Here is a 14,804-nt window from a genome sequence, read left to right on the forward strand (position 1 = left end):
CCCCTCGATTGATTTCGCTTTGCCGCGCGAGTATTTTGTTTTTAACGATAAGCAGTACCCTATATAAATAAGGATAATTTATGCGGCTGATTGATTATTTCCCTGAATCGTCAATAGCAATAAAAAATGCAGCGACTGACTGGCGCGAAGCAATTGATTTTTCCATGTCCTCTCTGCTTTCTCATGATTATGTTAACTCACGGTATATTCAGGCCATTAAAGAGTCCACATTAACCAATGGGCCTTATTATATTCTGGCGCCAGGCGTCGCAATGCCGCATGCGCGTCCTGAATGTGGTGCTTTAAAAACGGGGATGTCGTTAACACTCCTCCGGCAAGAAGTGAAGTTTACAGAAGATGATCCGATCAAACTATTAATCGGTTTATCCGCCGCAGATGCGGACTCTCACATTGGCGCTATTCAGGCGTTAAGTGAATTATTATGTGAAGATGAAATTCTTACTGAATTGTTAACAGCAACATCTGAAAAACAGCTAGCGGATATTATTGCTCGCGCATAATTAATTTCTCCTCTACAGGATATTATTATGGAACACAAGTCTGCTCGTGCAAAGGTCCAGGCTTTTGGGGGCTTTTTGACTGCAATGGTCATTCCCAATATCGGCGCATTTATTGCCTGGGGGTTTATTACTGCCTTATTTATTCCAACCGGTTGGCTACCGAATGAACATTTCGCCAAAATAGTTGGCCCTATGATCACCTATTTGCTGCCAGTAATGATCGGTTCTACTGGCGGCCATCTGGTGGGCGGGAAACGAGGCGCGGTGATGGGGGGAATTGGTACGATTGGCGTCATTATCGGCGCGGATATTCCTATGTTCCTCGGCTCAATGATCATGGGGCCACTTGGTGGGCTGGTGATTAAACATATCGACCGACTGCTGGACAAGCGTATTCCCGCTGGCTTTGAGATGGTGATTAATAACTTCTCTCTGGGTATTGCCGGGATGCTCCTGTGCCTGCTGGGGTTTGAGGTGATTGGCCCGGCAGTGCTCATCGCGAATAATTTTGTGAAAGAGTGTATTGAATCGCTGGTGCATGCCGGTTATCTGCCGCTGCTGTCGCTTATTAACGAACCCGCGAAAATTCTCTTTCTGAATAACGCGATTGATCAGGGCGTCTATTACCCGTTGGGGATGCAACAGGCGTCGGAGACGGGGAAATCGATTTTCTTCATGGTGGCCTCTAACCCTGGCCCGGGATTAGGGCTGCTGCTGGGCTTTACCTTCTTTGGCCGTGGTATGAGCAAAAAATCCGCGCCGGGAGCGATGATCATCCACTTCCTGGGGGGGATTCACGAGCTGTACTTCCCGTATGTATTGATGAAACCGTTAACGCTGATTGCGATGATCGCTGGCGGGATGACGGGAACCTGGGTATTTAATCTGTTAGGCGGCGGACTGGTTGCAGGCCCAAGTCCGGGTTCGATTTTCGCGTACCTTGCGCTGACGCCGAAAGGATCTTTCCTGGCTACGATCGCGGGTGTAACGGCGGGAACGCTGGTGACCTTCATCGTGACTTCGATCATCCTGAAAATGGAAAAGAGCGTTGAAACGGAGAATGAAGAAGACCATTTCGCAGAGTCTGCGAAAGCCGTGAAAGCAATGAAACAGGAAGGCGCATTTTCTTATAAGAATATTAAACGTATCGCTTTTGTCTGCGATGCCGGAATGGGTTCCAGCGCGATGGGGGCAACGACATTCCGTAAGCGTCTGGAGAAAGCCGGTCTGGTGATTGCGGTGGCTCATCATGCTATCGAAAATGTTCCTGATGACGCCGATATTATCGTGACGCATGCCAGCCTTGAGGGCCGCGTTAAGCGTGTGAGTAATAAGCCCACGGTGTTAATTAAAAATTACATCGGTGACCCACTGCTGGATGAATTATTTAAAAAACTCATCGCGGATTAGCATCATCAATTTTTCGGAGTAACTATGAAGACCAAAGTCGCTGCTATTTATGGTAAGCAGGATGTTCGCATCCGCGAGTTTGAATTGCCTGAAATTACAGATAATGAACTGTTAGTGAGTGTAATATCAGACAGCGTGTGTTTATCGACATGGAAAGCCGCCACGTTAGGTAGCGAGCATAAACGTGTGCCTGATGACTTAGAGAATCACCCGGTTATTACTGGTCATGAGTGCGCAGGTATTATTGTTGAGGTGGGGAAAAACCTGACCGATAAATATAAAAAGGGACAACGTTTTGTGTTGCAACCGGCGATGGGGTTGCCCAGCGGATATTCAGCGGGATATAGCTATGAATATTTTGGCGGCAATGCGACGTATATGATTATTCCTGAGCTGGCGATTAACCTCGGCTGTGTTTTACCGTATCACGGCTCTTATTTCGCGGCGGCGTCACTGGCAGAACCCATGTGCTGTATTATCGGCGCATACAATGCGAACTACCACACGACGCCTTATGTTTATGAGCACCGTATGGGGGTGAAACCCGGCGGTAATATTGCGCTTCTGGCGTGTGCCGGGCCGATGGGGATCGGCGCCATTGATTATGCCATCAACGGTGGTATCCAGCCTTCGCGAGTGGTGGTGGTCGATATTGATGAAGCCCGTCTGTCACAAGCGAAAAAACTGCTGCCGGTCGAGCTGGCGGCGGCGAAGGGGATTGAGCTTGTTTATGTGAATACCTGCGGCATGGAAAACCCGACGGCAAAACTGCGTGCGCTAACGGAAGATGCGGGTTTCGATGACGTTTTCGTTTACGCCGCCGTCCCGGCGGTGGTGGAAATGGCCGATACACTGCTGGCTGAAGACGGTTGTCTGAACTTTTTCGCGGGCCCAACGGATAAAGATTTTAAGGTTCCGTTTAACTTCTACAACGTGCATTACAACAGTACCCATGTTGTGGGAACGTCCGGCGGTTCGACCGATGACATGAAAGAGGCCATTGCGTTGAGCGCCACAGGGCAACTACAGCCTTCATTTATGGTAACGCACATTGGCGGGCTGGATGCCGTCCCGGAAACGGTGCTTAACCTGCCCAATATTCCGGGCGGGAAAAAACTCATTTATAACGGCGTGACCATGCCGCTGACCGCTATCGCCGATTTTGCCGAAAAAGGAAAAACCGACCCGTTATTCAAAGCGCTGGCGCGTCTGGTTGAAGAGACGCACGGCATCTGGAATGAAAACGCGGAGAGATATTTGCTGGCGCAGTTTGGCGTAGATATTGGGGAGGCGGCGGCATGATGTCTCTGGCGTGGCCGCTTTTTCGGATTACGGAACAGGCAGCGCTTGCTGCCTGGCCGCAAACCGGATGCGGCGATAAAAACAAAATCGATGGACTGGCGGTGACAGCCATGCGTCAGTCACTAAATGAAGTCGCCATGCGGGGCAAAATTGTTATCGGCGAAGGCGAAATCGACCATGCGCCGATGTTGTATATCGGTGAAGAGGTCGGAACCGGGACAGGGCCGAGCGTGGATATCGCCGTCGATCCGATTGAGGGAACGCGTATGGTGGCGATGGGGCAGAATAATGCGTTGTCCGTGATGGCGCTGGCGCCGCAGGGGAGCCTGCTGCATGCGCCTGACATGTATATGCGCAAACTGGTGGTTAACCGTCAGGCGAAAGGGGCGATTAACCTCGCGTTATCACTGGAAGAGAACCTGCGTAATATTGCCGCTGCGCTGAATAAGCCGCTCACGTCGTTGCGTATGGCGACGCTGGATAAACCGCGCCATCAGGCGGTTATTCAGCAGGCCGCGCAGCTTGGCGTCAAGGTGTTTGCCTTGCCGGATGGCGATGTCGCCGCCAGCGTATTAACCTGCCAGCAACATCATCCGTTCGATGTGATGTACGCTATTGGCGGCGCGCCGGAAGGGGTGATATCAGCCTGCGCCGTGAAGGCGCTTGATGGTGATATGCAGGCTGAGTTGATTGACTTTTGTCAGGCTAAAGGTGAAACGGCGGAACACCGATTGATCGCGAACGATGAGTTACGTCGCTGTAAGCAAATGGGTGTCGCGGTGAACCGGGTTTATACGCTGGATGAACTCGTGGGAAGCCAGGATATTCTGTTTTCAGCAACGGGCGTAACGGGAGGCGATCTGTTACATGGCGTGCAGAAAACGGAAAATGGCGTCAGTACGCAAACATTACTGATCGGTGGCATCGATCGAACGTGTAATATAATAGACTCTCTGCATTGCTGGTGATTTATCGAGAAACGCATGACGACGTTGACAGAAGATGATGTACTTGAGCAACTGGACGCTCAGGATAATTTACTTTCGTTTATGGCAACCGCAAATGACATCCTGTTGCAGGCCATCAAAAATTTTCTGCCGTCATTATTCGTCAATAACGATGAAGAAATCGTCGAATATGCAGTGAAGCCGTTACTGGCTCAAAGCGGCCCGCTTGATGACATTGATGTGGCAATACGTTTGATTTATGCGTTGGGAAAAATGGATAAATGGCTGTATGCCGATGTGATTCACTTTTCTCAGTTTTATCAGTATTTACGTGAACAGCGTGAAATCCCCCGTTTTTCTGATGATATCACCTGGGATTTTATGAGTAACGTCAATAGCATAACGACGAATGCTACACTCTACAATTCGTTGAAATCAATGAAGTTTGCAGATTTCGCCATCTATTCAGAAATACGTTTTGTCACCATGATCAAAACCGGGCTGGCTTTAGCGGTAACGACGATATTAAGGGAATTAACACCGTGAAAATATCGCTCCAGATTAATGGGCTGATGACCGACGCCTGGTATGATGACGATGAAGTAGAAAATGTCCATAAACCGCTGTTACGGCATCTGGCAACATTAAACGCGAAAATACCTGAGCGCTGCACCGTTATTTTTCTGAGCGCCCCGCCAGGAACAGGAAAGTCAACGCTCACCACCTTCTGGGAATATCTGTCGCGTAACGATCCAGAATTACCGACGATCCAGACGCTGCCGATGGATGGCTTCCATCATTATAATCGCTGGCTGGATGAGCATGAACTGCGCGCCGCTAAAGGTGCGCCTGAAACCTTTAACGTTGAAAAACTGGCGAGTAATTTACGTCAGCTCCATGAGCAGAATGCAACCTGGCCTCAATATGATCGCCAGCTGCATGACCCTGTCGAAAATGCCATTCAGGTGACGGCGCCTGTCGTTATTATTGAAGGAAACTGGCTGTTGTATAACGCGCCGTCCTGGCGCGAGCTACGGCAGTATTGCGATTATTCACTGTTTATCCGCGCGCCTGCCGATGTGCTGCGCGGACGTTTAATCGCACGTAAACAGGCAGGAGGACTGAGCGAAGAGCAGGCGCAGATATTTTTTGACCGTACCGACGGGCCTAACGTTTGTCGGGTGCTGGAAAACAGCTTACCTGCGAGTCTTACGTTAGAGATGACGGCAAAGGGCGAGTATCGTCTTGCATAGACGCTGGCTCACGTACTTCCTGATATAAATCAGGATTTGTGACGCGGCAGCGAAAAGATATTGCTACGCTTATTCGCCATTCTGGAATATGGAATAAATCGGGCGCTGAAGGGGACGAAAGTGTGATGCAGGTCAGATAACTGGCTTCTTTGACTGGACAATCATTCCTTTTATTCCTCGTTTCGCTTATTCTAGCTGAAGCGTTTCAGTCGATTAAATGTTCGACAAATAATCAATCAGTCGCAGTTTGCGACAGGTAAGGTTTTCCTCGATGATTTGCTGGATTACTCTGTCAGCCTCATCTGAATCGGGATAGCCTTGCAGGAGACCTATGACCGTACGCGTAGCGATTAATGGCTTTGGTCGCATCGGGCGTAACGTGATTCGTGCTTTGTATGAATCAGGACGCCGGGCGGAAATCAGCGTGGTGGCAATCAACGAACTTGCGGATGCTGCGGGCATGGCGCATTTGTTGAAATATGACACCAGCCATGGACGTTTTGCATGGGATGTTCGCCAGGAGCGCGAGCAGCTCATCGTCGGCGACGACACGATTCGCATTTTGCACGAGCGAACGCTGGATGCGCTCCCCTGGCGCGAACTGAGTATTGATGTCGTGCTGGATTGCACGGGCGTGTACGGTAATCGTGAGCACGGCGAGGCGCATCTTGCCGCTGGCGCGAAAAAAGTGCTCTTTTCACATCCCGGCAGCCACGATCTTGACGCCACCGTCGTGTTTGGCGTGAACCAGGAGCAATTGCGTGCGGAACACCGCATCGTATCGAATGCGTCCTGTACCACGAATTGCATCATCCCCGTCATTAAATTGTTAGATGATGCATACGGCATTGAGTCGGGAACCGTCACGACGATCCACTCCGCCATGCACGATCAACAGGTGATCGACGCGTACCATTCCGATCTGCGACGCACCCGCGCCGCCAGCCAGTCGATTATTCCGGTTGATACCAAACTGGCGGCGGGCATTACGCGAATTTTCCCGCAGTTCAACGACCGTTTTGAGGCGATTGCGGTACGCGTACCGACCATAAATGTGACGGCGATCGACTTAAGCGTGACGGTGAAAAAGCCGGTAAAAGCCAATGAAGTCAACCAGTTGCTGCAAAAAGCAGCACATGGGGCATTTCATGGTATAGTTGACTATACGGAATTGCCGTTGGTCTCGATAGATTTCAACCACGACCCGCATAGCGCCATCGTTGATGGCACCCAGACACGGGTCAGTGGCGCCCACCTGATCAAGACATTGGTCTGGTGCGATAATGAATGGGGCTTTGCTAACCGAATGCTCGACACGACGTTAGCGATGGCCGCAGTTGGTTTCAAGTAGGACATTCCATGCGCAAAATCCTTCAAAAGGATGAAGCGCATGACGTCTGCAAAACTTTATGAATCAATGAGAGGATTCACCATGTCTGTAATTAAGATGACCGATCTGGATCTTGCTGGTAAACGTGTTTTTATCCGTGCGGATCTGAACGTTCCAGTTAAAGAAGGGAAAGTAACCAGCGACGCGCGTATTCGCGCTTCCCTGCCGACCATCGAATTGGCCCTGAAACAGGGTGCGAAAGTGATGGTTACTTCCCACCTGGGTCGTCCTACCGAAGGCGAGTACAACGAAGAATTCTCTCTGCTGCCGGTTGTTAACTACCTGAAAGACAAACTGTCCAATCCGGTTCGCCTGGTAAAAGATTACCTGGACGGCGTTGAAGTGGCTGCTGGTGAACTGGTGGTTCTGGAAAACGTTCGCTTTAACAAAGGCGAGAAGAAAGACGACGAAGCCCTGTCTAAGAAATACGCTGCGCTGTGCGACGTATTCGTGATGGACGCTTTCGGTACTGCGCACCGCGCTCAGGCTTCTACCCACGGTATCGGTAAATTCGCCGACGTCGCTTGCGCAGGTCCGCTGCTGGCGGCAGAACTGGATGCGCTGGGTAAAGCGCTGAAAGAACCGGCTCGCCCGATGGTGGCTATCGTTGGCGGTTCTAAAGTGTCTACCAAACTGACCGTTCTGGACTCCCTGTCCAAAATCGCTGACCAGCTGATTGTTGGCGGCGGCATCGCAAACACCTTCGTTGCCGCTCAGGGCCACAATGTGGGCAAATCCCTGTACGAAGCTGACCTGGTTGACGAAGCGAAACGCCTGCTGACCACCTGCGATATCCCGGTTCCAACTGACGTACGCGTAGCAACCGAGTTCTCCGAAACCGCTACCGCGACCCTGAAATCTGTTAACGACATCAAAGACGACGAGCAGATTCTGGACTTGGGCGATACTTCCGCTGAGAAACTGGCTGACATCCTGAAGAATGCGAAAACCATTCTGTGGAACGGCCCGGTTGGCGTGTTCGAATTCCCGAACTTCCGTAAAGGCACCGAAATTGTTGCCAACGCGATCGCAGACAGCGAAGCGTTCTCCATCGCAGGCGGCGGCGACACTCTGGCGGCAATCGACCTGTTCGGCATTGCTGACAAAATCTCCTACATCTCCACTGGCGGCGGCGCATTCCTCGAATTCGTGGAAGGCAAAGTGCTGCCAGCAGTAGCAATGCTCGAAGAGCGCGCTAAGAAGTAATCGTTACGGGCAGGGATTCCTGCCCGTTGATTTATTGCCGTGCTGACATTCAGGGCGGCCCGTGTTTTTTCTAAGGCCCGACGATACAGGACAACGAAACATGTCTAAAATTTTTGATTTCGTAAAACCAGGCGTAATTACTGGTGATGACGTACAGAAAGTGTTCCAGGTAGCAAAAGAAAACAACTTTGCTCTGCCAGCAGTTAACTGCGTGGGCACCGATTCCATCAACGCCGTTCTGGAAACCGCTGCGAAAGTTAAAGCGCCGGTCATCGTCCAGTTCTCCAACGGTGGCGCTTCCTTTATCGCGGGTAAAGGCGTGAAAACCGACGTTCCTCAGGGCTCGGCAATCCTGGGCGCTATCTCTGGCGCGCATCACGTTCACCAGATGGCTGAACACTACGGTGTTCCGGTAATTCTGCACACCGACCACTGCGCGAAGAAACTGCTGCCGTGGATCGACGGTCTGCTGGACGCGGGTGAAAAACACTTCGCTGCGACCGGTAAGCCGCTGTTCTCTTCTCACATGATCGACCTGTCTGAAGAGTCTCTGGAAGAGAACATCGAAATCTGCTCCAAATACCTGGCGCGCATGGCCAAAATGGGCATGACTCTGGAAATCGAACTGGGTTGCACCGGTGGTGAAGAAGACGGCGTGGACAACAGCCACATGGACGCTTCTGCACTGTACACCCAGCCGGAAGACGTTGATTACGCGTACACTGAGCTGAGCAAAATCAGCCCGCGTTTCACCATCGCGGCTTCCTTCGGTAACGTACACGGTGTTTACAAACCGGGTAACGTGGTTCTGACCCCGACCATCCTGCGCGACTCTCAGGAATATGTTTCTAAGAAACACAACCTGCCGCACAACAGCCTGAACTTCGTATTCCACGGTGGTTCCGGTTCTACCGCTCAGGAAATCAAAGACTCCGTAAGCTACGGCGTAATCAAAATGAACATCGATACCGATACCCAATGGGCGACCTGGGAAGGTGTTCTGAAGTATTACAAAGATAACGAAGCGTATCTTCAGGGTCAGCTGGGCAACCCGAAAGGCGAAGATCAGCCGAACAAGAAATACTACGATCCGCGCGTATGGCTGCGTGCCGGCCAGACTTCCATGATCGCGCGTCTGGAACAGGCTTTCAAAGAACTGAACGCGATTGACGTTCTGTAATTCAGCCTGCTGATTGTAAAAATGGCTTCCTTCGGGAAGCCATTTTTTTTGCTGGATGGCGACTACGATTGGCAACCGTGCTTCCCGTAGGCCGGATAAGACGCTTTCGCGTCGCCATCCGGCAAAAAAAGTTTACCGCGTCACACAGGTGCCTTTTTCCCCCGCCAGAATCTGTGGCGCATCTTTTAGCGCGCCGATAAACGCAGTGTTCCCGGTCTGTTTAACAAACTGCATCACCGCTGCGGCTTTGGGGCCCATTGCACCATCGGGGGCGGCAAACGGCGCCAGTTCTTCTACCGTTGCATGGCGCAGCGCGCGCGCCTGTGGCGTTCCCCAGTTCTCATACACAGCGTCCGCATCTGTCAGGATCAACAGATGATCGGCGTGGAGAGACTGCGCCAGCACCGAGGCCGTTAAATCTTTATCAATGACCGCTTCGACTCCCTGGTATCCCTCGTCTTGTGCGATAACCGGAATGCCGCCGCCACCGCAGCAAATTACCGTATGTCCGGCATCTATCAACGTTTGTATTGCGTCACTGTCGAGAATTTTTAATGGTGTCGGAGAGGGAACAACCCGACGAATATAGTTGCCATCGGCTTTCATCTGCCAGCCGTAGCGCGCTTCCAGCTCCGCCTGCTGCGCCGGTTGATATACCGGGCCGATATACTTGCCGGGCGTTGCAAAGGCGTCATCTCGCAGATCGACCGCCACACGGGTCATCAGCGTTGTGACAGGCGCGCCGCCGGTGCATGACGCCAGTTCCTGAGCGATAGCAAAACCGATCATTCCCTGGCTTTCGGCGACCAGAATATCCAGTGGCCAGGCGGGGGAGTCTGTACAGGCCGCATTCTGTAACGCCAGCAGACCCACCTGCGGGCCGTTGCCGTGAACAATCACCAGTTGATAATCCCGGGCCAGTACGGATGCCATTCTGGCGAATACCTGAATGCTACGCTGCTGATTTTCCGCGCTAAGAATTTCTCCGCGCTGTAATAACGCATTGCCGCCAAGGGCAATGACGATTTTCTTTTTCATGATGACCTCATTGTGCGAAATATCTCGCGGTAAAAATATCGTCTTGTTATTTTCATAATGTGATGTAACCGACAGCTCATTTACCCACAAAAATATCTCGCTAATCCTTAGCGTTTTTATCTCTTTTATTTAAATTGTTTTAAAAATGATTATTAGACTTTTTTTAATAATGCAGCGGTCAGTTCCCAGGAATTTATAACAATGGATTTTGTGTGATTTTGTTCAAATGAAATGGATTTTTCCCCCGATAAGGTAGCCTCAGTTAAAACATCAAACCTCACGTATCATGTCAGATAGCATGAGGTGTTCAGCGGTAAATATTACCGGGAGATTGCTTATGTCTGGATCATATGAAGTGACTGAGGTCACGAATAAAAGAGGAATACCGGCCTGGTGGGTCACCGTTTTCCTGTTCTGGTTAGGGTGGATTTTTATGTACGCTGACCGCACGATACTCAATCCGGTAATGGGAGAGCTGGAAAAAGAATTTGGCTTAAGTGGTACGCAATTAGGTATTCTTAATTCAGTTTTCTATTTTTCTTATGCTTTGCTTCAGGTTCCGGCAGGCATTCTGGGCGATAAGATTGGCAAAAAGAAAGTGCTGGTGCCGGGGTTTATTCTTTTTGGCGTATTCACCGCCGTCACCGGTTGGGCGAAAAGCTGGTATACGCTGCTGTTTGCCCGCGTGGTAACGGGAGCGGGAGAAGGGACTTACTATGGCCCGCAGTATGGCTTGTCTTCCGAGCAGATCCCCAAAAAATACCGTTCGCTGGGCAGCGCAATCATCAATAGCGGGATGGCCTTCGGTATTGCGCTGGGCCTGATGACCTCCAGTTGGCTGGTGTACGACCAGGGGTATTCATGGCGTATGCCATTTTACGCGATGGCGATCCCCTCCGTGCTGGTTGGGATTGCGATCTGGTTGTTTGTGAAAGAGAAGAAGCGCACGGCTGAAGCTGATGGCAAACCGGTAAAAAAAGGGAATTTCAGCGACCTTCTGAAAAACCGTAATTTAATTATCACCTATATTATGGTGTTCTGTAGTCTGTTTGGTTTCTTCGTTATTCTGACCTGGCTTCCCTATTATCTGCAAAGTGAACGTGGCATCGCGGGCAGTGAAACCGGATTTATTTCTTCGCTGGTGGCATGGATTTCAATTCCTGGCGCGCTGTTATTCTCCAGCTTGTCTGACAAACTGGGTAAGCGTAAACCATTAATTATGTTCCTGGTGCCCGTTGCCATTCTCAGCATGCTGTCAATTATCTGGATGCCAAATATGACCGGCGTCATTATCGCTCTGTGCGTCTATGGCCTTGTCGGGAAACTGGCGCTGGACCCGGTGCTGGTCGCTCTGGTGGCGGATAGCGTTGATGAAAATAATTACAGCACGGCATTTGGCTTATTTAATTTTATCGGCATGAGTTCATCCATTCTGGCACCCATTATTGCAGGCGCGGCGCGTGATATCACCGGAAGTCTGGCTTCCAGTTTCTATGTTTCAGCCGCGCTGCTGGCTGTCGGTTTATTCGCCATGTTGTTTTTAAAAGAAAAACGCACATAAAGAGGTAGCGGTAATGATTTACGCCTTTATTAAAAAGGGAAGTTTTCAGGACTCCGTCAGCCTGATGATTATTTCCCGAAAACTCAGTGAACGCCCGGAAGTTGATCAAGTCTCGGTGATGATGGGCACGCCAGCGAATAAGTCGATGCTGGATTCAACCGGGTTCTGGCATGACGATTTTGCCGATGCCACGCCAAACGATATTTGCGTGGCGGTGCGAACCGAAGGCGAACAGCCCGGCATTCTGGATTTGATTCGTGAGCAACTGGAGAAAGAACTGAATGCGATGACGAATGCCTCGGGCAGCTCGCACCAGTTGATTAAAGCGCGACGCTGGGAGAGCGCATGTCAAAAATTACCCCAGGCCAATCTGCTGTTAGTTTCCGTTGCCGGGGAATATGCCGCATCGGTTGCCAGAGAGGGGCTGCTGGCGAATAAAAACGTGATGCTGTTTTCCGATAACGTGCCGCTGGAACAGGAAGTCGAGCTGAAAACAATGGCGCGCGAGCGGGGGCTGATTGTGATGGGGCCTGACTGTGGCACGGCGATGATTGCCGGAAGTCCGCTGGCTTTTGCCAACGTACTGCCTGAAGGCGGGATTGGCGTAATTGGCGCATCGGGGACGGGGATTCAGGAAGTGACGTCGCAGATTGCGCTGCATCAGCAGGGAATCAGCCATGCGATAGGTCTGGGCGGGCGCGACCTGAGCGCGGAAGTGGGCGGCATCAGCGCGCTGACCGCGCTCGACATGCTGGCCGCGGATGACGCCACGCGGGTGATTGCTTTTGTCTCCAAACCGCCGTCGCCGCAGGTGCGAACCCGCATCATTGCGGCAATGCAAAACGTGGGGAAACCGGTGGTCGCGTTGTTCCTCGGGCGTCAACCGGAACAGCGCCGTGAAGGTAACGTCTGGCTGGCGAACTCCTTGTCGGATGCCGCCCAGCTGGCGGTGCTGCTGATGCGCGTGGCGCAACAGCGACGGATTCAGCCGGAAGTGGCAGGGAAAGGTATTTATGGCCTGTACGCCGGGGGCACGCTGGCAGCCGAAGCCGCCATGCTGCTCTCCGCCGGGCTGGGCGTCCCCGTCAGCGAAAGCCACGACCAGGGCGTGATGCTGGAGGCTGGCGGCCATCGCATTGTCGACCTTGGTGATGACAGTTACACCCTGGGCAGACCTCATCCGATGATTGATCCAACTACCCGCAGTATTGAAATTGAAAAACTGACCGCAATGCCGACGATGGGCGTGCTGCTGCTGGATGTGGTGCTGGGCTATGGCGCCTGTGCCGACCCGGCGGGAGCGGTCGTCGAGGCGATAGAGCAAGTGCGCGCCAAACGCGCCGCGCCGCTGGTGGTGATTGCCACCCTGACCGGTACTGATGCCGACCCGCAGGGGCGCAGCGGGCAGGCGGAAAAACTTCGCGAGGCCGGGATTGCGGTGGTGGAAACGCTGGAAGAAGCCGTCCTGCTCGCCATCAGTCTTACACGCCATCAGGAGCGCGGCATACCGCAAGCACATAGCGCGCTTCTTGATGGCGTGCAGGTCATCAACGCCGGGTTGCGCAGCTTCGCGCTGGATCTGCAAAGCAGCGGTACGCCGGTTGTGCATTATCAGTGGGCGCCCGTTGCCGGTGGCAACGCCCGTCTCGCCAGTCTACTCAAACAGTTACATTAAGTTCAGAGGTACGGATATGTATTCATCTATTGCACAGGCCAACGAAGCCATTATTGAACGAATCAAAGCCGCGCGCCCACATTGGGTTGCGGTACGCCCGGCGAAAGACGCGGTGGACGAATTAGCGTCTGGACGTAAATTACTGCACGCTGGCCCGCCGATCGCCTGGGAAGAGATGACTGGCCCGATGCGCGGCGCCTGTATCGGCGCGTCGCTGTTTGAAGGCTGGGCGGCCAGCGAGGAAGAGGCCGTACGCATGCTGGAACAAGGTGAGGTGGCGTTTATTCCTTGTCATCATGTAGGCGCGGTGGGGCCGATGGGCGGTATCACCTCCGCCAGTATGCCGGTGCTGGTGGTGCGTGACGTGGTGCATGGCAACTCGTCCTGCTGCAACCTTAATGAAGGGATCGGCAAAGTGATGCGTTTCGGCGCTTACGGCGATGACGTCCAGAAACGCCTGCGCTGGATGCGAGATGTGCTGGCGCCGGTGTTGCAGGAAGCGCTCTCGCGGATGGAAAACGGCGTCGATCTGACGGCGCTGATGGCGCAGGCGATCACTATGGGGGATGAGTTCCACCAGCGTAATATTGCCGCCTCTTCTTTGCTGCTGCGCACGTTGTCGCCGGTGATCGCCGGACTGGATCGTCCGAAGGCTGAAATCATTGACGTGCTGCAATTCCTCAGTGTCACCGACCAGTTCTTCCTCAACCTGGCGATGGCCTACAGTAAAGCGGTGATGGATGCGGCGGCGGAAATTAAAGCCGGATCGGTCGTTACGGCCATGACGCGTAACGGTCGCGACTTTGGTATTCGCGTAAGCGGCACCGGCGACCGTTGGTTTACCGCGCCGGTGAATACGCCGCAGGGGCTGTTTTTTACCGGTTACAGCCAGGCCGATGCGAACCCGGATATTGGCGACAGCGCCATCACGGAAACACTGGGGATCGGCGGCGCGGCAATGATTGCCGCGCCTGGCGTAACGCGTTTTGTCGGCGCAGGCGGTATGGGGGCGGCGCTGGAAACGTCGGAAGAGATGGCTGAAATCTATCTGTCCAGCAATCCGCTGTTTCAGATTCCGTCCTGGGATTTCAGGGGGGCCTGCCTGGGGCTGGATATTCGCCGCGTTGTTGAAACGGGGATCACGCCGCTGATTAATACCGGTATTGCCCATCGTGAAGCGGGAATTGGGCAGGTGGGGGCGGGAACCGTACGCGCTCCGCTGCTTTGTTTTGAAAAAGCGCTGGAAGCGCTGGCGGAGTTGCATCACATCACGGCGTAATCGCTTTGCCCGGTGGCGCTACGCTTACCGGGCCTACGGTCT

The 14,804-nt window shown here is 52.6% G+C and carries 13 protein-coding genes; 12 read left to right on the plus strand and 1 reads right to left on the minus strand.

Annotated features, from left to right (window positions below):
- The first annotated feature begins 80 nt into the window (after window positions 1-80).
- From cmtB to fbaA, 9 genes are all read left to right on the plus strand, one after another.
- Window positions 81-521, plus strand: coding sequence for a PTS mannitol transporter subunit IIA (cmtB, locus tag OGX80_RS14510; protein WP_104868206.1), 441 nt, complete (start codon window positions 81-83; stop codon window positions 519-521).
- Window positions 522-548: 27 nt separating this feature from the next.
- On the plus strand, window positions 549-1,931 hold the full coding sequence (locus OGX80_RS14515; protein ID WP_012135047.1) for a PTS mannitol transporter subunit IIBC: 1,383 nt from the start codon (window positions 549-551) through the stop codon (window positions 1,929-1,931).
- Between the two features lie 24 nt (window positions 1,932-1,955).
- Window positions 1,956-3,233 (plus strand): zinc-binding dehydrogenase, encoded by a 1,278-nt coding sequence (locus OGX80_RS14520; protein WP_012135046.1) that lies wholly within the window; start codon window positions 1,956-1,958, stop codon window positions 3,231-3,233.
- Entirely contained in the window at window positions 3,230-4,201 is a 972-nt protein-coding gene (gene glpX, locus OGX80_RS14525; protein WP_012135045.1) for a class II fructose-bisphosphatase, read from the plus strand. Before OGX80_RS14520 ends, glpX begins: the two co-directional genes overlap by 4 nt.
- A gap of 15 nt (window positions 4,202-4,216) precedes the next feature.
- Entirely contained in the window at window positions 4,217-4,726 is a 510-nt protein-coding gene (locus OGX80_RS14530) for an MltR family transcriptional regulator (protein WP_047461374.1), read from the plus strand.
- The gene (locus tag OGX80_RS14535) at window positions 4,723-5,433 is read left to right on the plus strand and encodes a nucleoside/nucleotide kinase family protein (protein ID WP_115181174.1); all 711 of its coding nucleotides are present in this window, start codon (window positions 4,723-4,725) and stop codon (window positions 5,431-5,433) included. The genes OGX80_RS14530 and OGX80_RS14535 overlap by 4 nt, the downstream gene beginning before the upstream one ends.
- Window positions 5,434-5,764: 331 nt before the next feature.
- Window positions 5,765-6,784: an erythrose-4-phosphate dehydrogenase gene (gene epd, locus OGX80_RS14540; protein ID WP_115181175.1), complete on the plus strand. Its 1,020-nt coding sequence runs from the start codon at window positions 5,765-5,767 to the stop codon at window positions 6,782-6,784.
- 81 nt (window positions 6,785-6,865) lie between these two features.
- The gene (pgk, locus tag OGX80_RS14545) at window positions 6,866-8,029 is read left to right on the plus strand and encodes a phosphoglycerate kinase (RefSeq protein WP_024130932.1); all 1,164 of its coding nucleotides are present in this window, start codon (window positions 6,866-6,868) and stop codon (window positions 8,027-8,029) included.
- A 100-nt stretch (window positions 8,030-8,129) separates the two neighbouring features.
- Window positions 8,130-9,209 (plus strand): class II fructose-bisphosphate aldolase, encoded by a 1,080-nt coding sequence (gene fbaA, locus OGX80_RS14550; protein ID WP_012135034.1) that lies wholly within the window; start codon window positions 8,130-8,132, stop codon window positions 9,207-9,209.
- A gap of 132 nt (window positions 9,210-9,341) precedes the next feature.
- On the opposite strand, the gene OGX80_RS14555 is transcribed toward fbaA, so the two are convergent.
- Window positions 9,342-10,247: a carbamate kinase gene (locus OGX80_RS14555; protein ID WP_115181176.1), complete on the minus strand. Its 906-nt coding sequence runs from the start codon at window positions 10,245-10,247 to the stop codon at window positions 9,342-9,344.
- A 337-nt stretch (window positions 10,248-10,584) separates the two neighbouring features.
- Here OGX80_RS14555 and OGX80_RS14560 point away from each other — a divergent pair, with 337 nt between their 5' ends.
- Genes OGX80_RS14560 through OGX80_RS14570 form a run of 3 tightly spaced genes read left to right on the plus strand, consistent with a single transcriptional unit; the run spans window position 10,585 to window position 14,762 of the window.
- Entirely contained in the window at window positions 10,585-11,808 is a 1,224-nt protein-coding gene (locus OGX80_RS14560; RefSeq protein ID WP_012135031.1) for an MFS transporter, read from the plus strand.
- 13 nt (window positions 11,809-11,821) lie between these two features.
- The gene (locus OGX80_RS14565) at window positions 11,822-13,483 is read left to right on the plus strand and encodes an acyl-CoA synthetase FdrA (protein WP_115181177.1); all 1,662 of its coding nucleotides are present in this window, start codon (window positions 11,822-11,824) and stop codon (window positions 13,481-13,483) included.
- A 16-nt stretch (window positions 13,484-13,499) separates the two neighbouring features.
- On the plus strand, window positions 13,500-14,762 hold the full coding sequence (locus tag OGX80_RS14570; RefSeq protein WP_110493841.1) for a YlbE family protein: 1,263 nt from the start codon (window positions 13,500-13,502) through the stop codon (window positions 14,760-14,762).
- Window positions 14,763-14,804: the final 42 nt, after the last annotated feature.

The organism is Citrobacter sp. CK194 (assembly GCF_030333395.1).
Classification (GTDB): Bacteria; Pseudomonadota; Gammaproteobacteria; order Enterobacterales; family Enterobacteriaceae; genus Citrobacter_B; species Citrobacter_B koseri.